This is a genomic window from Polymorphobacter fuscus (genome assembly GCF_011927825.1).
Lineage (GTDB): Bacteria > Pseudomonadota > Alphaproteobacteria > Sphingomonadales > Sphingomonadaceae > Sandarakinorhabdus > Sandarakinorhabdus fusca.
In genome coordinates this window covers 1,404,314-1,425,027 of the sequence record NZ_JAATJI010000001.1, presented here as the reverse complement: position 1 = coordinate 1,425,027, position 20,714 = coordinate 1,404,314, and the positions used below count along the sequence as shown (strand labels likewise).

General features: G+C 60.5%; 19 protein-coding genes. 7 read left to right on the top strand and 12 right to left on the bottom strand.

Going from position 1 to position 20,714, the window contains the following annotated elements; all coding sequences use genetic code 11:
• The first annotated feature begins 84 nt into the window (after positions 1-84).
• Positions 85-2,955: an SLBB domain-containing protein gene (locus tag GGQ62_RS06810; protein WP_152578990.1), complete on the top strand. Its 2,871-nt coding sequence runs from the start codon at positions 85-87 to the stop codon at positions 2,953-2,955.
• 396 nt (positions 2,956-3,351) lie between these two features.
• Here GGQ62_RS06810 and GGQ62_RS16340 read toward each other — a convergent pair whose 3' ends face one another.
• The 6 genes from GGQ62_RS16340 to GGQ62_RS06780 all read right to left on the bottom strand — a co-directional run bounded on the left by GGQ62_RS16340 (position 3,352) and on the right by GGQ62_RS06780 (position 11,484).
• Positions 3,352-3,543, bottom strand: coding sequence for a transposase (locus GGQ62_RS16340; protein ID WP_152578991.1), 192 nt, complete (start codon positions 3,541-3,543; stop codon positions 3,352-3,354).
• 214 nt (positions 3,544-3,757) lie between these two features.
• On the bottom strand, positions 3,758-4,867 hold the full coding sequence (locus GGQ62_RS06800; protein ID WP_167649509.1) for an SIR2 family NAD-dependent protein deacylase: 1,110 nt from the start codon (positions 4,865-4,867) through the stop codon (positions 3,758-3,760).
• The gene (locus tag GGQ62_RS06795; protein ID WP_152578993.1) at positions 4,854-7,052 is read right to left on the bottom strand and encodes a restriction endonuclease subunit S; all 2,199 of its coding nucleotides are present in this window, start codon (positions 7,050-7,052) and stop codon (positions 4,854-4,856) included. Before GGQ62_RS06795 ends, GGQ62_RS06800 begins: the two co-directional genes overlap by 14 nt.
• Positions 7,049-8,527 carry an N-6 DNA methylase gene (locus GGQ62_RS06790; RefSeq protein WP_152578994.1) on the bottom strand — a complete coding sequence of 493 codons (1,479 nt, stop codon included), beginning with the start codon at positions 8,525-8,527 and terminating at the stop codon, positions 7,049-7,051. Before GGQ62_RS06790 ends, GGQ62_RS06795 begins: the two co-directional genes overlap by 4 nt.
• Before the next feature lie 2 nt (positions 8,528-8,529).
• A complete protein-coding gene (gene hsdR / locus GGQ62_RS06785; RefSeq protein ID WP_152578995.1) occupies positions 8,530-10,860 on the bottom strand; it encodes an EcoAI/FtnUII family type I restriction enzme subunit R in 2,331 nt (776 codons plus the stop codon).
• Positions 10,861-10,902: 42 nt separating this feature from the next.
• Positions 10,903-11,484, bottom strand: a complete 582-nt coding sequence (locus tag GGQ62_RS06780) for a recombinase family protein (RefSeq protein WP_207790573.1) — start codon at positions 11,482-11,484, stop codon at positions 10,903-10,905.
• Between the two features lie 97 nt (positions 11,485-11,581).
• Here GGQ62_RS06780 and GGQ62_RS06775 point away from each other — a divergent pair, with 97 nt between their 5' ends.
• The 4 genes from GGQ62_RS06775 (at position 11,582) to GGQ62_RS06760 (ending at position 13,766) form a co-directional block, all read left to right on the top strand.
• Positions 11,582-12,130: a hypothetical protein gene (locus GGQ62_RS06775; protein ID WP_152578997.1), complete on the top strand. Its 549-nt coding sequence runs from the start codon at positions 11,582-11,584 to the stop codon at positions 12,128-12,130.
• A 195-nt stretch (positions 12,131-12,325) separates the two neighbouring features.
• Entirely contained in the window at positions 12,326-12,889 is a 564-nt protein-coding gene (locus GGQ62_RS06770; RefSeq protein ID WP_152578998.1) for a T4SS efffector SepA family protein, read from the top strand.
• A gap of 32 nt (positions 12,890-12,921) precedes the next feature.
• Positions 12,922-13,533 (top strand): hypothetical protein, encoded by a 612-nt coding sequence (locus tag GGQ62_RS06765; RefSeq protein WP_152578999.1) that lies wholly within the window; start codon positions 12,922-12,924, stop codon positions 13,531-13,533.
• 5 nt (positions 13,534-13,538) lie between these two features.
• The gene (locus tag GGQ62_RS06760; protein WP_152579000.1) at positions 13,539-13,766 is read left to right on the top strand and encodes a hypothetical protein; all 228 of its coding nucleotides are present in this window, start codon (positions 13,539-13,541) and stop codon (positions 13,764-13,766) included.
• Between the two features lie 70 nt (positions 13,767-13,836).
• On the opposite strand, the gene GGQ62_RS06755 is transcribed toward GGQ62_RS06760, so the two are convergent.
• The 6 genes from GGQ62_RS06755 to GGQ62_RS06730 all read right to left on the bottom strand — a co-directional run bounded on the left by GGQ62_RS06755 (position 13,837) and on the right by GGQ62_RS06730 (position 19,169).
• The gene (locus GGQ62_RS06755) at positions 13,837-14,121 is read right to left on the bottom strand and encodes an XRE family transcriptional regulator (RefSeq protein ID WP_152579001.1); all 285 of its coding nucleotides are present in this window, start codon (positions 14,119-14,121) and stop codon (positions 13,837-13,839) included.
• On the bottom strand, positions 14,114-14,422 hold the full coding sequence (locus GGQ62_RS06750) for a type II toxin-antitoxin system RelE/ParE family toxin (RefSeq protein ID WP_243446300.1): 309 nt from the start codon (positions 14,420-14,422) through the stop codon (positions 14,114-14,116). The genes GGQ62_RS06755 and GGQ62_RS06750 overlap by 8 nt, the downstream gene beginning before the upstream one ends.
• A 148-nt stretch (positions 14,423-14,570) precedes the next feature.
• A complete protein-coding gene (locus GGQ62_RS06745; RefSeq protein ID WP_152579003.1) occupies positions 14,571-15,794 on the bottom strand; it encodes a site-specific integrase in 1,224 nt (407 codons plus the stop codon).
• Positions 15,791-17,185 carry a tyrosine-type recombinase/integrase gene (locus GGQ62_RS06740; protein WP_152579004.1) on the bottom strand — a complete coding sequence of 465 codons (1,395 nt, stop codon included), beginning with the start codon at positions 17,183-17,185 and terminating at the stop codon, positions 15,791-15,793. Before GGQ62_RS06740 ends, GGQ62_RS06745 begins: the two co-directional genes overlap by 4 nt.
• 108 nt (positions 17,186-17,293) lie before the next feature.
• Positions 17,294-17,842, bottom strand: coding sequence for a hypothetical protein (locus tag GGQ62_RS06735; protein ID WP_152579005.1), 549 nt, complete (start codon positions 17,840-17,842; stop codon positions 17,294-17,296).
• A gap of 13 nt (positions 17,843-17,855) precedes the next feature.
• On the bottom strand, positions 17,856-19,169 hold the full coding sequence (locus tag GGQ62_RS06730; RefSeq protein ID WP_152579006.1) for an acetyl-CoA C-acetyltransferase: 1,314 nt from the start codon (positions 19,167-19,169) through the stop codon (positions 17,856-17,858).
• Here GGQ62_RS06730 and GGQ62_RS06725 point away from each other — a divergent pair.
• Positions 19,168-19,716 carry a peroxiredoxin gene (locus GGQ62_RS06725; protein ID WP_152579007.1) on the top strand — a complete coding sequence of 183 codons (549 nt, stop codon included), beginning with the start codon at positions 19,168-19,170 and terminating at the stop codon, positions 19,714-19,716. The genes GGQ62_RS06730 and GGQ62_RS06725 overlap by 2 nt on opposite strands.
• Before the next feature lie 48 nt (positions 19,717-19,764).
• Positions 19,765-20,688 carry an aspartyl protease family protein gene (locus GGQ62_RS06720; RefSeq protein WP_152579008.1) on the top strand — a complete coding sequence of 308 codons (924 nt, stop codon included), beginning with the start codon at positions 19,765-19,767 and terminating at the stop codon, positions 20,686-20,688.
• Positions 20,689-20,714: the final 26 nt, after the last annotated feature.

Below are 20,714 nucleotides of genomic sequence, written 5' to 3'. Positions count from 1 at the left end.
AGTTCGACAGGGCAGGGCCGGCGCGGCGTTGACGATATTCGGGCGTCGACCTAAACGCCGCTAGTGGTTTTCGAAGGCGGTTTGATGGTGACGAAGGTTCGGCGCGGCACGGCGTTGCTGACGGCGGTGTCCGTTGTGGCGCAGGCATTGCCGATCGCCGCGCTTCTTGCCACCCCCGGCGCCGCACAGACAATCGACCCCAGCGTGCTGTCGCGTGTCCAGGGCCAGCTCGGCGGCAACAGCTCGGCCAATGCCAGTGTCGACCGGTCGCGCGAAGCATCGGACTATCGCACCGCGGCGCCGTCGCTGCCGACATCGCCGATCGATACGCGCGAAGAGCAGGAACTGCGCCGGGCCCGCGCCCGTGCCAACCTGACGCGCTACTACACGCCATCGCCGGTGGAGCGCGAATTTCACGATCGCCTGGGCGATCCGACCCTGCGCCAGTTCGGCTATGACCTGTTCGCCAACGCGACCGGGTCGCCGGGGCCACTGACTGGCGCCGTGAGTGACGATTACATCATCGGCGTCGGCGACGATGTCGTCGTCCAGCTGCAGGGCGCGACCAACGACAGCCAGACGGCGCGTGTCGGCCGCGACGGCCGGCTGATCGTCGGGCAGTTGCCGCCGGTGCCGGCCGCGGGCCGATCGATCGCCGCGGTCAAGCGCGACCTGCAGGCGGCCGTGCGGCGCACTTTGCTGGGCACGGATGTGTTCGTGTCGCTCGGGTCGGTGCGCGCCGTCACCGTGTTCGTCGGCGGTGAAGTCGACCGGCCCGGCCAGTACAACCTGACCGCGCTCGCCGATGTCAGCGCGGCGCTGGCGCAGGCCGGCGGTGTGCGGCGATCGGGGTCGCTGCGCAACGTCCGCATCGTACGGGGCGGCAGCAGCATCAGCGTCGATCTTTACGGGCTGCTCGGCATAGGCAGCCCGCCGTCCGTGCGGCTGCGCGATGGCGACCGGGTGATCGTGCCGGTCATCGGCGATACGGTGGCGGTGTCGGGCGCGGTTGCCCGGCCGGGCATTTATGAAATCCGCCCCGGCGCCTCGCTGGCGACGGTGCTGGGCTTTGCCGGCGGCGCGTTGCGGCCGCGTGGCAATGCAATTGCCGTAAGCCGCATCGGCATCGACGGGCGCGAGCAGTATCTGCGCGTGCCGACGCTTTCGACGACCGTCGTCGCCGGCGATGGCATTGCGGTGACCGGCGGCAGCGCCGGCGGTGCCGTCGGCCGGGTGCAGCTGCGCGGCTATGTCTCCAACCCCGGCGCGCGGGCAATCGGCGCGGCGCCGACGGTGCACGACCTGCTCGGCGATGTCGCCGACCTGCGGCCCGACACCTATCTGCCGATGGCGGTGCTGATCCGCCGCGATCCGATGACGGCAGCGCGGGTGTTCGAGCCGATCAACCTGGCGACGGCGCTCGCCGACCGGCCGAGCGTGTCGCTGCGCAGCGACGACCGGCTGTACGTGTTCTCGCGCAGCGACATCGAATTCATCAACAGCGCGCCGGTGCGCCGCGTCGTGCTTGGACAGCCGCCCATTCTGCGCGATTGCACGGTGCTCGACCGGTTGGAGACGCTGGTGGCGGAGGGCCAGTCGGCGCGGTTCAACGTGGTGACGCGCGGCACGTTTGTCGTCGACCCCGCCACCCGCGATCGCAACCAGGACCGGAACCCCGACGGCACGCTGCGCCAGCCCGATGGACAAGCGCAGCCGCGGCTGGCGAGTGAACAATATCAGCCGCCTGTCACCGAACGTCCGGTGGACCAGGCGCGGCTCGATGCCGAGGCGGCCGAAGCCGAGCAGCGTCGGCGCGACACCGAACTGGCCAGCAACCGGCTCGCCTTCAGCCGCGGCGAGAATTTCGAAGCGCGCCAGCGGGTGCGCGACGCGCGCGAGGATGCAACCTGCCCGATCGTGTTCGAGGAAGAACCCGACCTACTGCCGGTGCTGATCGAACATGCCATCGCCGTGGGCGGCGCGGTGCGCCGTCCGGGAGCCTATCCGGTCGCCGGCACGGTCAGCGCCAGCGATGTCGCCGGCGTCGCCGAAGGGTTGCTGACCAACAGCAGCGGGCTGACGCTCGACGTCAACCGCGCCTCGGCAGCGGGCGGGCCATCGACGCGCGTGCCGGTCAGCGCCGACCCGATGGCGATGGCCGCGATCACCGTCAGCGCCGGCGACGATATCCGCTTCAACGCTGCACAGGCGCAGTTCGAACCCGGCGGCGTCCAGTTGACCGGTGAAGTCAACCGCCCCGGCCTTTATGCCATCCGGCGCGGCGAAACGCTGTCGCAGCTGATCGAGCGCGCCGGCGGCATGTCGCCCTATGCCTATCCCTATGGCACGGTGTTCACGCGCCGATCGGTCAAGGAGCTTCAGCAGGAAGGCCTGCGCCGCACCAGCCGCGAGCTGACGACGGCACTGCTGGCGGTATCATCGCGCAAGGAAACCACGGGAGACGCGGTCATCGCCGGGCAGCGACTGATCGCCCAGCTGGCAACGGTCGAATCCCCCGGCCGGGTGGTGGTGGAAGCCGACCCGCGCGTGCTGGCGCGCCGGCCGGACCTCGACACCGTGCTGGAAAGCGGTGACGCGATCGTCGTGCCGAAACGCCCCAGCTTCGTGCTCGCGCTCGGCGACGTCGCCAACCCGGGCGCGTTGCAGTTCGCCGCCGACAAGCCGCTGGTGAGCTATTTGCGCGAAACCGGCGGCCTGCAATCGACCGCCGACCGCCGCCGCATTTTCGTGGTGCTGCCCGACGGCACGGCAACCCCGATCGCATCGGGCGGCTGGAGCCGCACCGGCGGCACGGTGATCCCGCCGGGTTCGACCATCATCATCCCGAAGGACATCGACCCGCTCTACAAACTCGACCTGGCGCGCGACATCACCGGAATCGTCGCATCGCTGCTGACCTCTGTGGCAACGCTGGCCATCCTGGCGACACGTTAAGGACAAGGTCCGAGCGGCAGACGGTTGCCGCGTGTGGTGCGTAAGGTGTGACCGTGAATTGGTCGGATTCCAGCGCTCGTTTGCCGCCGTTTACTTGCCCGAAAATGGGACTGCTTTCAAGCGGGTAGCGCGAAGCGCACTGCTTTTGTGGGTCGGAACGCTGGGTCGCCGATCCGCTTATTTTCCCGTTCTGTTCCGAAAAAGGAAGCACATAGGTTGCACTGTTGGTCTGGCTACGCTGGGGGCAGACAGCGCCGGCTGTGCGCGCGGTCTTAATGCTGCCACCAGCATTGCAGACAGGGACGATTGGCTGCGTGTCACGCCACCTCAGTTTGCGATCGCAGCACCAAGGACTGGGTCGAAATTCTGGTTCTGTCCGCGAGGCACGGGTTCCTGTCAGCCGGGCGCCGCTTCAACCGCAAGCTTGTTGCGCCAAGTGTAAAGCTGCCCCGTCGAGATCTCGTGCCGCCGCGCCACCTCGGTCGGGCAAGCCTGGGGCGCGAACGCCTCTGTCAGGATCTGCAGCCGCTGTTCGCCGTTGCAACGCCGCCGGAGCTCCGGCCCCGAAAACACTGTGATCTGGCCCACCGTCCGCTTCCTTGTGCGCTCATACGAGCTCTCTTAAGAACGGGCCTGCTCCTGGACGACACTACGGCCTTCGGCGGATGAATACCAGCCACCTGTGACAGCCGAAAGTGTTGGACCGCCCAAGCGTTGAGTCCTCGCGGCCTCCGGCTACGACGGTCACGCATGCTTCAGAAATGCACTGCAAAGACTTACGAATCTCAGGGGCTTTGCATCATTAAGCTGGTGATCTGAGCTGCTCGAGTAGCTCTGCTAATATTAGCCGCACATACTCATGAGCCCCTTCAGGATACCAAATGGCGTCTATGCTCAGTCCAGCTAGGCGAGAGTTCCGGGCTACCAGATCGGCGTCCGATGCCGGGGCCTCAAGGACGGCAAAGTGGCGGGGCACGTTCGCGAGGCCGGCCTCCATCACGAGGTTTTCAAAAACGCTGATGGTTCGATCTTCAACAAGTCTGCAGCCAAGGAAGAGGAGTGATCCGTGTTCAAACACGTGTCTAAGCTTCCGTGGAAGTGCCAGCTTCATGTCTGGTACCCCTGCGCCGTAGCAATCGTCATATTGAGCGCCGCTTAAAATATAACTAGCCGGCGAGCGAATATCTCCGTGAATTTTGAGTAGAGCCCGCTGCCCATTTGATTGAGCTCGAATGATTCTGGCGTTATCTTCCGTAGCAGTTACTATTTCTGGAAAATGTTCCCCTAATGAACGCAATGCTTGCTCTAAGACACGATCATAGTTAGTGGTAACTATAACGCTTTTGGTTAATTGAACAACCATTGAGGCAAGACTGAAGTCAGTGACGTCGTGATCAAAGGCATCACGCATTTCTTGTAGAAAAAGGCCCCGGCCTCTTGATGCAATAATTTCATCTATAATTACCTCATACTCACCTCTTTTCAGTCGGCTCAGAACGACAGTTACGTCAAATCCTGCACTTTTGGCTTGGTGCAAAATGTGGGCGGTCCATGTCGGCAAGGATGCGGCGCACGAGATTCCTGCCCCGACGAAGGGCACTACGTGCTGCACTTTCAGTGGCTCTAGCAGGGCGTTAAAGTGTGCTCGGTTTTTTCCAAACCAGTGATCATCTAAGCGTCCGTAGCCGAGCGCGAACTCCAACCTACGCGTCTGAAAGCGCTCAAGTTCCTCACCGTATGCGACGCGATCCCCCGCAAACAATGCTTTGCTGGGAGCCACAACTTTTCCGATGCCCAGCGCCTTCAGGAGGTCGTTTGCCTCGTCGTCGTCGCTGTCAAGCCAAGCATTAAACATCTTGCGATGGTCATAGGCCGCATGATCGTCATCTGCACACCATTTACCCGTCAACACGCACCGATGCCTTCTCATCGATGGGAAATAACTGACTTAGTTCGAGCATCGCCGACTGAACGCTGAACTCGGTTAACCCCAACTTGGCAACCTTGTGGCGCCAGACCTCAAGATCACTGATGTATGCGAGAACGCGTTTCGGCGTGACCGGCTGAGCCTCGTGACCCAAGGCACATACGGCATAATCAACCGTCGCCAAGCGCTCCCATTCTTCATTTTTTCGCAGTGCAAACGTGTCACGGACCCATATGGCAATGGCTTGCAGCTTGCGATCGGCCCTCGCATAATCGGCGTTAACACCTTTGATATGGCCGAATCCAAATCGGCCTCTCGCTTCTCGGATCCAGCCTTGCGACTTGGCGACTGCGATTCCGCCGGAATAGCGCATCTTTGGATTGTAAGGACCAGCAGCCATTCGAAGGTAGTCACTGCTGACCCGGCTGTCCCCGATCCGGCGCCGCGCAAAATAAACCGCTTTCTGAAGACGGAAATTTCCAACCGGTTCAGCAGATCGATCAAAAAATGCACCAACTACGGCGGAAACGAGGACGGCCTCAAAAATTCTGTCATCGTCGTGCTTGAGGCTTAAGTCGAGCGGACGCCTTGAAGTGCTGCCTTCAACAGAGCTTGGCGTAGTCTCTCCTCTCGGCTCGATTAGACCATCGATTGCCGAGCTTTCCTCTCCCGTCCAACGAGCGCTATCTGTGCCGCCGGGATAGTCACCCGGGCCGCCATTACTCGCCCAAGCCGCTAGCAGCGCCAGCCCGTCTCTGGTCCTCTCCTCCATTTTCTGCTCGACGTTCGCGCAAAGTGCCATGATATCGCTGACTGCGGCAACCACTCGGCGCTGCTGCAGCAATGACGGCAGGCGTACAGGTATCGAGCGGACCGTCGCCTGATTGATTTTTGGCATTGTGCCTGACGTGCCGCTAGCCCGTTCTCTCATATGTGTTCGAGCCCTAGTGCACGATAATGCAAGGTGAAGAAAATGGCTGTCCACATCAGGGTTAGGCGTGATCCGCATGATTAGGTCTGGGTAAATAAAGTCTCCATGTTCGCCAGTGTATACGGCTGATACCCCAACGTATTCGATCGTGTTCGCACGCTGCAGCAGTATGTCATTAGGGCGGACCCAGAGATCAGACTCAATCGCCGGACGATCTTGAACGTACTTGAAAGCGCTGGCGTCAAACACGCCCTTCGTGATTGCTGACAAGGACATTGTCTTTGTGTCTGTAGGACCGAGGACCGGCTTGGGCGAGAAACCGTTCTTGGGGCCGAAACAGATCACTGCGGAGAGCGTCGTCTCCAGCGCAGGATTCCCGTCATCTGGAACGAGTGACCCCTTGATTGCCATGTCTATGATGGCAGCACGAAACCGTTTGAGGGAGTCGGTATCGTCGAACCACAAACCGAAGCGATCTGTAAGATGCGCCCAAGCGCGCTCAACTTCATCCGAGTCATCGGCTTGCACAAGGGAGGCAATTGCGGCTTCCACCGCACTCTTCCGGGCCTGTCGTTCGCGTTGGCCACAATTTTCGACGTCGTCGAGCTTTTTCTCCAACGTTCCCAAAGCTTCGACAGCGGTTAGCTGGTCCTTCAGCGAAGGAACATGGATCATGATTTCTTTGAATCTCTTCAGGGACACGCCCCCGATGATGCCAGACATATGACTTTGGAACTGTTCATAGAATGCCCGGCTTCTTGCAATGTAGCTGAGATACATCGGCGACAGCAGGGGGCCAGGAAAGACTGCATAAAGTTTGTTGCCGAAACAAACCGGCCGATCAACTAGCCCGACCTTTTTTCCCGCGCTTCCACCTTCTGCGCAAATCAGGACTGATCCTGCCGGCGCCACCTTGAATCCCGGCTCGCCAACAGGGATGCGGACGCCGTTTTCGTAGTCGATGACGCCCGTATTAAGCGCCACATCCTTTGTTGCGATGTAGGGCAGCCCTTCGCTCAAACCCGCGTAACGAAGCTCCTTCTCGGCGGCATTTACGCTCGTGCCTGTTAGAATCTCAGTCACCTCATCCAGTCGGACTGTGCTCACATCGTCATAGGAAGGCCGATCAGGGGTCAGCGCGCCGCTGACAGCTAGCTCCAGAGCAAGCCGGCGAAGGTAGAGACCTGCCCCTGGAAGGCCGCTTAAAGCCCCCAGGCGTTCAAGCAGAGCATCTATCATCGCCTCATCTGCCCGGCTTCGCCCAACGCTGACCCTAGTGCTGCTAGTAGGGCTGCGTTGGCATCCATTAGCTGGCGCCGGCTCCGATCGTATGCATGGGTCAGTTCAACTAGGCTGCGCTCATCAGCGTCCGGCTTGAATGGATTCGGAATGTCCAAGTTGTACCCGCGGGCCTTGATCTCCTCGATACCCACCTTCCAACTGCGGGGGGTCTGTTGCCTGCCACGACGCCCTGATTCGCCCCACCACGCCTTTTCCGCGCCAAATTCTTCGAGCCGGATCGGACGCGCTTTTGAGTAATTCTTGTACCCATCAGGATAAGGATGTTCATAGAACCAAACATCCTCAGTCGGTCCCGTCTTCTCAAAGAATAGGAGGTTAGTCTTTATGCCTGTATATGGATTAAATACGCCGTTCGGAAGGCGAACAATCGTATGAAGGTTGCATTCGGTTAAAAGCTTTTCCTTTATTCGAGTCTTCGTTCCCTCGCCAAAAAGCGTTCCATCCGGGAGCACGACGGCAGCGCGCCCGCCTTCTTTTAGGAGTTCAATGATCAGAACCAGAAACAGATCGGCAGTCTCGCGGGTCTGGTAAAGTTGCGACACGTTGCGTTCTATTCCGTCTTCTTCAATCCCACCGAACGGCGGATTGGTTAAAATAACATCGACTTTCCTTCTCAGCGGATGGTCTTTGATGGGTTTACTAAGCGTGTTTCCTCTGATGATATTAGTGGGGCTTTCAATGCCATGCAGCATCATGTTGGTGGTACAGAGCAAATGTGGCAGAGCTTTCTTTTCGACACCCCGAATTGACGACTGAAGTACTTCGTAGTCGTTCTCGCCCATCACATACAGATCGGTTTTGTGGTCCACCGCGCAGGCTAGAAAACCGCCAGTGCCGCAAGCGGGATCGAACACTATATCCGCGAGTTTCGGATCAAGCATTTCGACCATGAACTGGGTTAAAGCGCGAGGAGTGTAAAATTCACCAGCGTTACCCGCACTCTGAAGATCACGAAGAATCTGCTCGTACACGTCACCAAAGGTATGTCTATCGCCCAGGTTGTTAAAGTCTATCCCATTGATCTTGTTAATAACCTGACGAATCAATGTCCCCGACTTCATATAGTTTATTGCGTCCTGAAAAACGCCGTGAACCACAAGAGCGCGCGCACGCTCCGGCACATCAAGGCTGATATTTTTCAAACCGGGGAACAGCTTCTCATTTATGAACGACAGCAACTCGTCGCCCGTTATGCCCTCAGGGTTAGCAGCCCATGCGGACCATCGAAGCGCAGAGGGCATGGGTGAGCAGTAGTCGTCGTCAAGAAGCGCAAGCTCCTCTTCACGGTCGTCGAAGATCTTTAGGAAAAACATCCAGACTAGTTGCCCAATCCGCTGTGCGTCACCGTCCACGCCAGCATCTTTTCGCATGGTGTCCTGAATTGCCTTCAGGGCGCTCGATACATCCGCCATGATCAGGCCTCCGCGTAAATCTGAGATTCAAGCTCGCGGACCGCAGCTTGATATTGATCTTTGCCCCCAAAGACCCGTCGAATGATCTCGACCGGAGTGCCAATTTGATCGAAGGGCTTCAGGTGCAAGATCTTGCCGCTCTCCAGCGCGACGCCGTCATCGTCGGCGTACTTGTCGAGGAGCGCGTAGAGGACCGCGCGGGCACTCTCGCTGTATGTAGCGAAGGGGCCTCGATCTCGCACACGAGCCGCTCTCTCCTTGCGGGTCAGGAGTGGCTGGTCAAATGCAATGTGGCAGACCAGGTCAAACGCGTCGTATCGCGCGCCTTCGGGCGCTTCCTCGCGGAGCGCCTCCAGCGGAATACCTAACTCCTCCACTTCATTGAGGACGGCCTGTTTGCGATCAGCCTCGGACCATCGAGCAAGAAAATTCCCCAAGGTCAGGTACTTATCTCGTAGCTTCCTTTTGACGTAGGCGCTTAGGGCCTCCGTGATCAGCTTGCCCCCCTCGTCCAGGTACTGGACACGGCGTGCCAGGACCTCAACCTCGACCCCGTCGATGTAATATTTGCGTGGCTGGAGAGAGTTTTCCTGTTTTTCTATTTCACCAGCAGCTGGATCGCCGCGATCATTCCCAGATTCGAGATCTTCCAAATCGCTGCCAAGCGCAGGCTCGAAGATCTGTACCGGATCGCCATCAAAGCCGGGGTCCGCGAATAGCTCTGTTGCGCGCTTGAAATCCATTATCGTGAAGAACCGCTTCCCGTGTTCCTCATCAATTCGAGTGCCGCGCCCTATTATTTGCTTAAACTCGGTCATCGATTGAATTCTCTGGTCAAGGACGATCAGTTTGCACGTCTTGACGTCGACACCAGTCGTCAAAAGTTTCGAGGTCGTGGCGATCACTGGATAAATGGAGTATGGATCAATAAAGTTATCAAGCTCGGCTGTACCAGAGGGATCGTCACCCGTCATTCTAACTACGTAGCGATGATTGTCTGCAACAAGGTCCGCATTCGCGTTGGCCAGTTCGTGTCGCATGCGGTCTGCATGCTCGGTATCTTCACAGAATACTATGGTCTTTCCGAACCGATCGTTCCCCTTGAGAAACTCTGTTATCTTCTCTGCTACCAGTTTCGTTCGAGGGTCGAAGACGACCTTAGTATCGACATCACTCTGGACGTAGATACGATCTTTTACCTCGTGCCCAAAGCGATCGATCGTTCCAGCCTGGGGACGGTAGCCCGTCAAGTCCAGGTCCAGATCGTAGCGAATGACCTTATATGGCGCTAAAAATCCATCTTCAATGCCTTGGCGCAGCGAATAGACGTAGATCGGTTCCCCAAAATATTCCGTATTTGAGACATCAGCAGTTTCCCTGGGTGTCGCTGTCATTCCGATCTGCGTTGCGCTGCCGTAGTAGTTAAGAATTTCCCGCCAGCCCGAGTCTTCTGCGGCGCTTCCACGATGGCACTCATCAACAACTATTAAGTCAAAGAAATCCGGAGAAAACTGTTTGTAGATATTCTGCTCGTCGGTAGTGCCCGACACCGCTTGATAGAGGGCGAGATAAATCTCATACGACTTGTCGACTTGCCGATTCGCGATCTTCGTCATGGCTCCGCCAAAAGGCGTGAAGTCGTTGCCTTTGGTTTGGTCAACCAGAATGTTCCTGTCGGCCAGAAACAGAATGCGTTTTTTGGCTCGGGCCTTCCAAAGTCGCCAAATAATCTGAAAAGCTGTGTAAGTCTTGCCGGTGCCGGTCGCCATAACTAGCAAAACTCGATTTTGGCCGCGAGCAACGGCCGTGACGGCTCGATTAACGGCCGTAGCTTGATAGTAGCGTGGAGACTTTCCGTCCGCGGCTGCATGGTAACTCTGCTCAACAAGCTGAGCGGCTTCGGAGTCGAGGCCTTTCCATGCTTGATACTTTGCCCAGAGCAACGCTGGGCTCGGGAAGGCATCCATCTCAATTTCGCGTTCAAGCTGGCCAGTCGTCGCGGTCCTATCGTGGAAAACGAAGCGCGAGCCGTTCGACGAGAAGACGAATGGGACGTCGAGCATCTCGGCATAGCTCAAGGCCTGCTGGATGCCTGCTGCCGGGCTGTGAGAGGCATCTTTGGCCTCAATCACTGCCAGCGGGACATTTGCACGATGATAGAGAACATAATCGGCTCGGAGCTGTCGTCCGCGCGTGGACAGCTTACCACGTACGATGACCCGTCCATCCGTTAACGTAACCTCTTCTCGAAGCTGCGTGTTCAGATTCCAGCCAGCCGCAACCACCGCGGGGGTGATCAGCTTCGTGCAAATATCTCTTTCACTAAGACTCAAAGTCCTTTGCCCCCGTTTTCGCCGTAGCGCATGGAACCCGCCTCAGCCACCAGCAATCTGAGCAAGCGAACTACGCCCGCCAGGAATATGACGATAAAGGGTTGAGGGTTGCACGCCCATTTGCCGGGCGACTTCCTCCACCGTGACGCTCAAGTCCATAAGCATCGCTTTTGCGCGCTTGATTTCCGCTGGCCCCATTGCTGGTTTTCGGCCGCCACGGCGGCCGAGGGCCTTGGCAACGGCTAGTCCTGCATACGAGCGCTCTAAATTGAGCTCCCGTTCAAACTCGCCCACTGTCTCGAAGACGCGAAAGATTAGCTCCCCATGCGCTGTATCGGTGTCCAGTTCCTGAGTTAGAACCTTTAAGCCCACGTGACGTCGTCGGAGATCGGCTAGCGTTTCGACCAGCTGACGGACTGAACGCGCCAGTCGGTCAAGCTTCCAAACGACCAGCGTGTCGCCGCTCTGGGTCGATTGAAGAGCAGCCTTCAGCTCAGGCCTGTCTCTCTGGGCACCTGACACCTTTTCCACGAAGACGGTCGCACAACCCGCTGCCATCAAAGCGTTGAGCTGGACACCTGACGATTGATCGCGGTTTGAAGGGCGTGCATAGCCAACGAACACCAAGAAATACTCCGAGAACTCGTCGTAGCATGAACCGAACGGGAGAGAGAAACAAGAGACGGTTTTGCGAGGGCGAGGGGCCATTCTGGGAGGGCGTATGGCGGCGATTGACAAAGCAGGTGCAGCCGAACGCATGGTAATAAGTGCGATTATGATGGCTGAGCGTGGCGAAGATCCTCTGGCGATTCACGTCGTGGCAGCGTCAGCCCTTAGTATCCTGCGCGATCTGATTGATAAAGCTGGCCAAGACTATGTGGACCAGGTCCTCAGAATCGGCGCCTTCACGGTGGCCTCCGCGCGTGTGAACGGGGAACCAGTTATGCTCCCCACCAACCCAGGCATGGATGCTTTGGTCGAGCGAGTTGCCTGCGGCATCAAGGTTGGCGAAGTGACCAATGCGTCTGACTTGATCATCGGGTTGACGGCCGCGGAGCGGCGACAGTTACTCAACTACATCATACAGCCGTACAACTTCTTGAAGCACGCAGACCGTGATCCTCTTGCCACTTTGGACGATAGCGACATCGACCCTCATGGCGCTATCGCGCACGCGTTGACCGCTTTAGGCATGGTTAGTCCAGGAAAGTCGCTCCCCGATGAAATTAAGCCGTACTTGGTGCGACACCACTTATCGGTGCCGGACTAAAATCCCAAGAACGTGATGAGCTGCCGTTTCGGGTGTCCGCAAGGCGATCCCCGACAGAGATTGGACGTTCGCCTATCATGAGCTCCGCGCTGCATGGCAGTCCGACAGCCGATCAACCTAGATTTCGTATCTTGCGTATTCCCCGTATTCTCCGTATTCACCGTTTACCGGCAACATGGAGATGAGGCGAACGTCATGACTCTCGCAGTTGAACTATCACCCCAGACCTTCGCCCGCCTGCAATCTCACGCAGTTCCCCTCGTCGACAGCATCGAGACAGTGATCGGCCGGCTTATCGATTTCTACGAAGGCAAAGACGGCGCACCTGCGCGGTCGACGGGAGACGGCGCCGGGGGTCAGGTGCGCCAGTTCAATCCGCTGTCGCCTCCCTCGCTCACCCATACCAAGGTCCTGGCTGTCGAGTTCGCCGGGCGGTCCTTGGACCATGGGCAGATCAACTGGAACGGCCTGCTCAACGCTGCCGTCAAAATCGCCAAGTCGAAATCCAATACCGTGGCGGAGCTGAAGCAGCTTGTTATCATTCCGTATGTTGAAGGGCAGAAGACCGACGAGGGCTACCGCCACCTCACTGACCTGAAGCTCTCTGTGCAGGGTCAGGACGCTAATGGCGCATGGAAGGCAGCCTGCTACATTGCCCAAAAATTGAGTCTGTCGCTCACGGTGCGATTTGTGTGGCGCGAGAAGGACGGCGCTGCATTCCCCGGAGTTACTGGTCAGTTCACGATCGAAGGGCAGTGACGGATAGAAGCGAGCTTAGTGGACACCAGGCAGTGATGCCGAAGACCCCTGTGGCCTCACGGTTCCTGTTGCGGTTGATCGACGTCGGCGATCAGATTTGCTTCTCGGCACTCAGGCAATGGGAATTCGACAGGATTTTGTCCGGCGTGGCAGCCCAGAGTCCGAAGGACTTTACGCCGGCGGTTTTCGCGGCGAACCCTTTCTCCAACCGAATCTATCGAAGGGTCGGCGATCTCCCGCAGTTCTCCTCGGACGCCGAGCAGGTTGCGTTGAAGATGGGCGTCATCGCGAGCGTAGAGCACGTCCTTGCCTGCCTAGAGGAGATGCAGACCTTCCGGGCCGCCCTTGCATCGACGAACGCCGATGCGATCAGCAATGACGCAGAGGAAGAACAGCTCCGCCTCAAGATCGAGGCGTGGTCAGGTGCGAAGGCCACTGCGGCGTACTTTCGGACGATTGGTCTCTTCAGATTGCTACGGAACCACTACGCGCACCTCAACGACAAGCCGCATCCGGCACTTAAGTCGTACATCGCGGCAAACGCCACGACCCTGAACCGCTTCTGGGCCAAAGCTCCAACGCAGCTGCACACCTCGACTTCCACACGATTTCAGGGATACCGCTTACCTTCGAACTGGCGATAGCGGTCGTGAACCTGCTTCGGGTCAGCGTGCTGCACATCGACGAGATGCTGGCGGCGACGCTGAAGTTCGAAGAAGTCGTGGGCTGGCTGCTCGCTGAAGTACGGAAGCATCCGCGAAGCTCGGGGCTTACGTTGGATCGGCTCACGTCCAAAGTGAGGCTTCGCCTCGAAATGGAATTCGCGCACGCCTGCGGGACGGACGCGGTCAAGGCCGCCATCCAGCAGCTACGCTGAGGTGGGTAACCATCGCGCACGCGCTCGCTTGCGGAGCTTGGCTCGAGATCAAGATTCTGCCGTTGGCGCTCTAAAGTAGCTCAAGTTGCACCCTCCGGCCTACAATTGCCGCAGCCCTCTGCAACGTCTCGATCGTCACATTCCCGTCATTCGGGTCCAGCACCCGGTCGACCTGCGTGCGGCTCGTGTGCATCAGCGCCGCCAAGCGCGTCTTGGTCAGGCCCCTCTCCCTCATCGCGTCGGCAAGCTGCCAGGCAATGACCTCCTTGATTGCCTTCGCCTGAAATTCCGCCAGCACACCTTCGTTTTCGAGGAAGCTGTCGAGGGTCGAGCCGCGGTGTTTGTTGTCAGCCATTTTCAACCTCCTTCTGACGTTTGCGGGCCGTTTCCAGGTCCGGCGCCGGTGTTTTCTGGGCCTTCTTGATGAAGGCGTGGAGCGCGTAGATTTCGCCGCCGTGAAAGCAGAACAAAACCCGTGCCGTCGTTCCGTCGGGCAGTGGCGTTCGAACCTCGAACAGCCCTTTGCCCATCGGCCTGACCAGCGGCATTCCGACCGGCCAGCGATATTGGACGCGCTGAAGGTCTTGCCCGACCGCGCGCCGGTTGGCTTCGGGGAGATCGATCAGCCATTCGCGGACGGGCTCGTTGCCCGACATCGAACGGTAAAAGACGACCTCGATCCGTTGCGGCACATCCATGACCATGTGTACCTTATATCCTGCAATGCACCTTTTAAGGTGCGAATGTCAACGGGCATAGGTAAAGCAGCGGCCGGGTTGTGTCGCCGGCCGCTGCCCATGCGCGTCACCGGGTAAAAGGCCGACCCTCATTGGCGAACGGAATCGGCTTGCCGGCCAGTGCTGCTGCGAGGAACCCGCTTACCACTTCGGCCGCCTCGATGGCCGGCTTGTCGCCGAGATGCATGTAGCGCTCCGAGTTTCTGACGCGGCTGTGACCGAGCAGCCTGGCGATGGTTGGCGTGTTCTCGCTTTCCAACGCCGCGTGGCTGGCGAAGGTATGGCGGATGTCATGGAGGCGAAGCGGCGGAATGCCGTTCGGCGCCAGGACCTCCTTGCGCCAAAAGTTGATAACCGATTTCGTGTGCCCGTCCTTCCTGCAGCGTGCCGGAAAGACCCAAGGGTTGCCGCGAAGGCGCGGTATGCGTCGCAACGTCTCCTGGGCGGCATCAGCAAGGTCGATCTGCCGGGGGCCGGTCTTGCTGTCGTAAAGGTGCATGTAGCGCCCGACGACATCCTCCCATCGCAAGCTGAGGATCTCGTTGCGTCGGCATCCGGTGTACAGGAACATCCTGATCGCGCCGACATGCAACGGCTTCGTTTTCTCCAACTTGTCGAGCGTGGCGCCGACGCGCTTGAGTTCAGCCTCGCTAAGATACCGTTCAAATTTGCGGCGAGGGTTATGCTTGATCGCCGGGCATGGGTTCGAATGCGGTGGCAGCACGCCCCAGTCTTCGGCTTTGCGGAACATGTGCGACAGCATGCCGAGTGCCCGGTTGGCGCCGCCCGGTGATGTCTCGGTGTATTTGACGAACCATGCCAGCACGACCTCCTCGTCGATCTGGTCGAGGAACAGCTTACCGAATGTCGGCAAGAGCTGGGTGTCGCGATAAACGTCGTTCGCCTTGATCGTGCGCGGCTTCCATTTGACCGCCCATCGCCGCCAGTACGTCGCGCAAAACTCGTGGAACTGCGGTGTCGCGCGCGCCTGCTTGCGCCGTGCCAACGGGTCGCGCCGCACCTTTGCTTCAAGGATCAGCAGCTGCGCCTTGCCGCGCGCCTCCGCCTCGGTGACGACAGCGGCGTTGCCAAGATGGATCTTGCTGACGACACCCCGGATACGTGTGAAGACGATCCAGGTGCGCCGGCCACTGGCGTGAAAGCGCAGGCCAAAGCCCGGTAGCGTCTGGTCCCAGACAACGCGGTCATCCTTGATTAGCGGGTAGAGGTCGCGGCGCGGGAAGCGGCGGGTGGCGAGCTTGGTCGCCGGCGGGAATAGCAGTTCGCTCATTTGCCGGCTCCCTTCGCTTCAAAGCCGGTGGCGCGGGCCATATGGCCTACGACGCGGCCGGCAGCGGCGCGCACGCTGCTATCGCTGAGGTGAGCATAGCGCTCGGTGCTTTCGAGAACGCCGTGGCCCAACAACCGGCTGATCGTCGGCATGCTGACACCGTTCATGACAGCATAGCTGGCGAAGGTGTGCCGAAGGTCGTGAAGCCGGAAGTCCTCCAGCCTCGCCCGCTTTCGGATGGCATTCCAGACGAACTGCGGCATTTCAAAATGCTCGGAGCTATCGGCCTTTTTGAATATCCAAGGTGCCCTCTGGTTGATCGGCACGCGATTGATGACGGCCTGGGTTGCCGTGCCGATGTAGACGGGTCGCGGCCCGGTTTTGCTGTCCTTCAAATGGAAGAACCCATCATCGACCTCATCAGGCTCCAACCCCTCGATTTCGTCCGAACGGGCGCCAGTTAGCAGCAGCAGCCGAATGACGTTGCAGGCCTCGGGGTGCTCGTCCTCGAAGTGATCAAGCGTTTCGCCAAGCCGTGCCAGCTCGTCGATCGAGAGGAAGCGAATGCGGTTGTTTGCCTTGTACCGCGTGATGTTGCGGCACGGGTTCGATTGGCGCGGGCGCAGTTTCAGCGTCTCGGCAAATTTCATCATACCTGACAGCACCGGCATGCCACGGTTGGCGAGACCTGGTCGATCGCTCATATTGTCGAACCAGTTGAGCACCATTTCGCGATTGATGTCGCAGACGGCGGTCGCGCCGAACTCGGGAACGAAGATTTTGTCGATCATCCTGCGGGTGGTTCTGCGGGTTGATTCCTTCCAGCGCCGCTCCTCAGCGGCAAGATAGAGCGGAACGAGGTCTGCAAAGCGCATTGCGCTCGTATCGGTGACGACCTTGAACGGATCTTCCACCCCGAGGCCGATAGAGACCTCACTCAGGATTTTGCGGGCGCGGCGACGTGCGGTGCGAGCCTCGATCTCCTCCACCGCCGCGATCGTCCGCCGCCTTGTCCTCCCGCGCTCGCGGTACTGCACGAAATACACCCGGCGGCCGGTCGCATAGGCGCGAACGCCGAATCCCGGCAACTCACTGTCCCAAAAGATCGATTCAACGGGTTTCGCCGGAACGCTGATTTTTTGTTTATCGACAGGTATTTGCGCTTGACGCAAGAGTTCGCCAAACATAGATCTATGTTTGGACTTTCCAGTTGTACGACCAATTCTTTTAGAACGTGCGTTATCCATAGCATCGTCTCCGAACACGGAAGCAAATGGGTTGCCGACGATGACAGATTTATTTGCCTGTGGATAACTATCGCTTTTGGATTTCAAGGCGTTGAAGTTGCGAAGTTTTTGAGTCGATTCGGGTGATTTTCCGTGCTTTCTCATGGTAAAATACGCCTTCTATCATATTGATAAAAAGGCAAAAAAGCACTGAAAGTGCGTAAGGTGTGACCGCCCTGACAAAGGCCGTGCCCTGTGGCGGCGGGGTGGCCTTCAGGCCGTTGCGGTCTGCGTGATCTGGGCGGTGCCGATGGGGGCGGGGCGGAGGCCGTCGGTTTTGCCGGCGAGGATGAGGTGGTGGCGGTCGGGGATGGTTTCGATGCGCCAATCAAGTGGTTCGAACATGGCGTCTTCGAGCTGCGATCGCAGGTCGTCCTCCAGCCAGCCGGGCGATGCGAGTTGCCAGGGGCGGCGCGCCTTCACGACGAACACGATCAGCGCGGCGGGGCAGAGGATGCGCCAGAGTTCGCGCAGTTCGGCGCGGGCGTCGGCGGCGGGGAGCGGGGTGGTGACCAGCAGCCGGTCGAACAGCGCCTCGACGAAGGGCAGGCACCGGGGCGCGGCGACGGCGTGGGGCAAGCCAGCGAACGCCGTCGAGGCCTGATCCGGCAGCAGGATGCGCCCGACCTGGTCGAACGGGCTGGTATCGCCGAGCGCCAGCCCGGCCGGCGGATCGCCGAGGATGAGCAGCCGGTTGTGGGCGCCGCCCGACAACAGCCGGGCGAGTGGCGCGTCATCCTCCTTCGGCCGGGCCGGCGTCATGGCGGCGCGGCCGTCAGCGTTCGACGCAGATCGCGATCCCCATGCCGCCGCCGATGCACAGGGTCGCAAGCCCGCGGCGGACGTCGCGGCGGATCATTTCGTGGATCAGCGTCGTCAGCACGCGCGCGCCCGAGGCGCCGATCGGGTGGCCGATGGCGATGGCCCCGCCGTTGACGTTGACCTTGGCCGGGTCGAGCCCGAGCTCTTGCCCGACCGCCAATGCCTGTGCGGCAAAGGCTTCGTTGGCTTCGATGAGGTCGAGATCGCCGACACTCCAGCCGGCCTTTTCGAGCGCCTTCTTCGACGCCGGAACCGGGCCGATGCCCATATAGGCGGGATCGACGCCGACGGAGGCCCAGCTGGCGATCCGGGCCAGCACCGGCGTGTTGCGACGGGCAGCGGCCGCCTCGCTCATCACCACCAGCGCCGCGGCGCCATCGTTGAGGCCCGAGGCATTGGCGGCGGTGACGCTGCCGTCCTTCTTGAAGGCGCCCCGCAGGCCGCTGACGCTGTCGATGGTGACGCCGTCACGGATATATTCGTCGGTATCGACGATGGTGTCGCCCTTGCGGCCCTTGACCGTCACCGGAGCGATCTGGCCGGCAAAACGGCCTTCGCTGCGTGCGGCGCTCGCCTTGTTCTGGCTGGCAACGGCAAACGCGTCCTGCGCGGCACGGCCGATCTGGTAGCGTTCCGCCACATTTTCGGCAGTAATGCCCATGTGATAGCCGTTGAAGGCGTCCCACAGTCCGTCCTTGATCATCGTGTCGACGAGCTCGATGGCGCCCATCTTGGTGCCGGCGCGCAAATTCTGGGCGTGCATGGCGAGGCTCATCGATTCCTGGCCGCCGGCGACGATGATTTCGGCATCGCCCGACTGGATCGCCTGCGACGCGAGCGCGACGGCGCGGAGCCCCGACCCGCAGACCTGGTTGACGCCCCAGGCCGGGGTCGATTCGGATACGCCGGCGGCGATGCTGGCCTGGCGCGCCGGGTTCTGGCCATGGCCGGCGGTCAGCACCTGGCCGAGGATGACCTCGTCGATTTCGTCGGCCGATACGCCGGCATCGGCGAGCACGGCGGCGATGACGGTGCGGCCGAGTTCATGCGCGGGCACATTGGCGAAGGCGCCCATGAAGCTGCCGACGGGCGTGCGGCGGGCGGCGGTGATGACGGTTCCGGTCATGGCGAGGCTCCAATGGCTGCCGGCAACATTTAGGCGGTGACCCGGCGAAACGCCAGAGCGTCGCACGCGCGGGGCAGGGCTGGCCAAAGCGCCGACCCCGCGCCATGGTCGCCGCCACGCCGGACAAAGGGGACGAACCATGACGCTGACCAAAATTGTTGCCGCCGCATTTGCCGTGGCTGCGTTGGCGGCCACGCCGGCGATGGCCGCGCTTGCCGTGGGTGCGCCGGCGCCGGATTTTCGTGCCGAAGGCGCGCTGGGCGGCGCGCCGTTCAAATTCCATCTCGCCGAAGCGTTGAAAAAGGGCCCGGTGGTGCTGTATTTCTTTCCCGCCGCCTTCACTTCGGGCTGCACCATCGAGGCGCATAATTTCGCCGAAGCCGCCGACAAGTTCAACAGGATGGGCGCCACGCTGATCGGCGTCACCGCCGGCAACATCGATCGCATCGCCGAATTTTCCAAGTCCGAATGCCGGTCGAAATTCCCGGTCGCCGGCGACCCCAAGCTGAGGATCGCCAAGGCCTATGACGCGACGATGGCGCTGTTCCCGGGCCATTCCAACCGCACCTCCTATGTCATCGGCACCGATGGCCGCATCAGCACGGTTTATTCGAACCTGTCGGCGCAGCATCATGTCGAGGAAATGCTGGCCGGCGTGACCGAGTGGCGGGCAGCGCACCCGCGTTGAAGTGGGTCTGACTTGCACCGGCGACACGACTGACGCATCGAAGCGCGCATGTTGCGTCTGTTTCTGTGTCTGATCGTCATCGGGGCGACACCTGCGGCCGCCCGGCAACTGCCACCGGTCATCCCCAACGCGACGATCGACGACAATCTGGAAATCAGCGGCGAGGAGATCGACGCCGAGCAGCGACGCAACCGGCTGTTCATCGATGTGCGGATCAACGACCAGGGGCCGTTCCGCTTCCTTGTCGACAGCGGTGCCGACCGATCCGTGGTGGGTGCGGCCCTGGCGGCCCAGCTCGACCTGCCGGTGGAGGATGCGCTGCGGGTGCAGGGCATGGCCGGCACCGCGGTGGTGGCCAGCGTGACGATCGACCGGCTGCTGATCGGCCGGTCCGAAGTCGGGCCGATCCGCGCGCCGGCGCTCAGCGAGCGTGACCTGGGGGCGCAGGGGCTGATCGGCATCGACGCGCTCGCCGACCAGCGGTTGCTGCTCGATTTCGACGCGCGCACGATCACCGTGCAGGATTCGCGCACGCCGTTGCCGCCGCGCGAGGCCGCCGACGTCGTGGTGACGGCGCGGCTGCGCAAGGGCCAGCTGATCATCACCCAGGCCAGCATCGACAACCAGCGGTTGAGCGCGGTCATCGACACGGGCTCGGAAGTGACGCTGGGCAACATGGCGCTGCGCCGCAAGCTGCTCGGCGAGTCGGCGCGCCGCGAGGACCGGGTGGTGACGCTGGTCAGCGTGACCGGGCAGACACTGTTGGCCGAGGCGGTGACGGTGCCGCGCATCCGCATCGGCGGCATCTATCTCGACAATGTCACCGTCGCCTTCGCCGATGCGCCGCCGTTCGCGCTGTTCGGTCTCGCCAACCAGCCGGCGCTGTTCCTGGGCAGCGATCTGTTGAAGGCGTTCAAGCGCGTCTCGCTCGATTTCCACGATCGCAAGGTGCGATTCTCGTTGCGGCGGTGAGGCGGCGCGGAGCCGCCGCGCCCCGA

Coding starts and splice junctions, on each gene's coding strand:
- GGQ62_RS06730 (WP_152579006.1), bottom strand. CDS start 19,169: ATGGTTCGTCCCCTTTGTCCGGCGTGGCGGCGACCATGGCGCGGGGTC.
- GGQ62_RS06735 (WP_152579005.1), bottom strand. CDS start 17,842: ATGACGCCGGCCCGGCCGAAGGAGGATGACGCGCCACTCGCCCGGCTG.
- GGQ62_RS06725 (WP_152579007.1), top strand. CDS start 19,168: ATGACGCTGACCAAAATTGTTGCCGCCGCATTTGCCGTGGCTGCGTTG.
- GGQ62_RS06790 (WP_152578994.1), bottom strand. CDS start 8,527: ATGGCGGATGTATCGAGCGCCCTGAAGGCAATTCAGGACACCATGCGA.
- GGQ62_RS06720 (WP_152579008.1), top strand. CDS start 19,765: ATGTTGCGTCTGTTTCTGTGTCTGATCGTCATCGGGGCGACACCTGCG.
- GGQ62_RS06795 (WP_152578993.1), bottom strand. CDS start 7,052: ATGATAGATGCTCTGCTTGAACGCCTGGGGGCTTTAAGCGGCCTTCCA.
- GGQ62_RS06740 (WP_152579004.1), bottom strand. CDS start 17,185: ATGAGAAAGCACGGAAAATCACCCGAATCGACTCAAAAACTTCGCAAC.
- GGQ62_RS06745 (WP_152579003.1), bottom strand. CDS start 15,794: ATGAGCGAACTGCTATTCCCGCCGGCGACCAAGCTCGCCACCCGCCGC.
- GGQ62_RS06755 (WP_152579001.1), bottom strand. CDS start 14,121: ATGGCTGACAACAAACACCGCGGCTCGACCCTCGACAGCTTCCTCGAA.
- GGQ62_RS06810 (WP_152578990.1), top strand. CDS start 85: ATGGTGACGAAGGTTCGGCGCGGCACGGCGTTGCTGACGGCGGTGTCC.
- GGQ62_RS06770 (WP_152578998.1), top strand. CDS start 12,326: ATGACTCTCGCAGTTGAACTATCACCCCAGACCTTCGCCCGCCTGCAA.
- GGQ62_RS06750 (WP_243446300.1), bottom strand. CDS start 14,422: ATGTCGGGCAACGAGCCCGTCCGCGAATGGCTGATCGATCTCCCCGAA.
- GGQ62_RS06775 (WP_152578997.1), top strand. CDS start 11,582: ATGGCGGCGATTGACAAAGCAGGTGCAGCCGAACGCATGGTAATAAGT.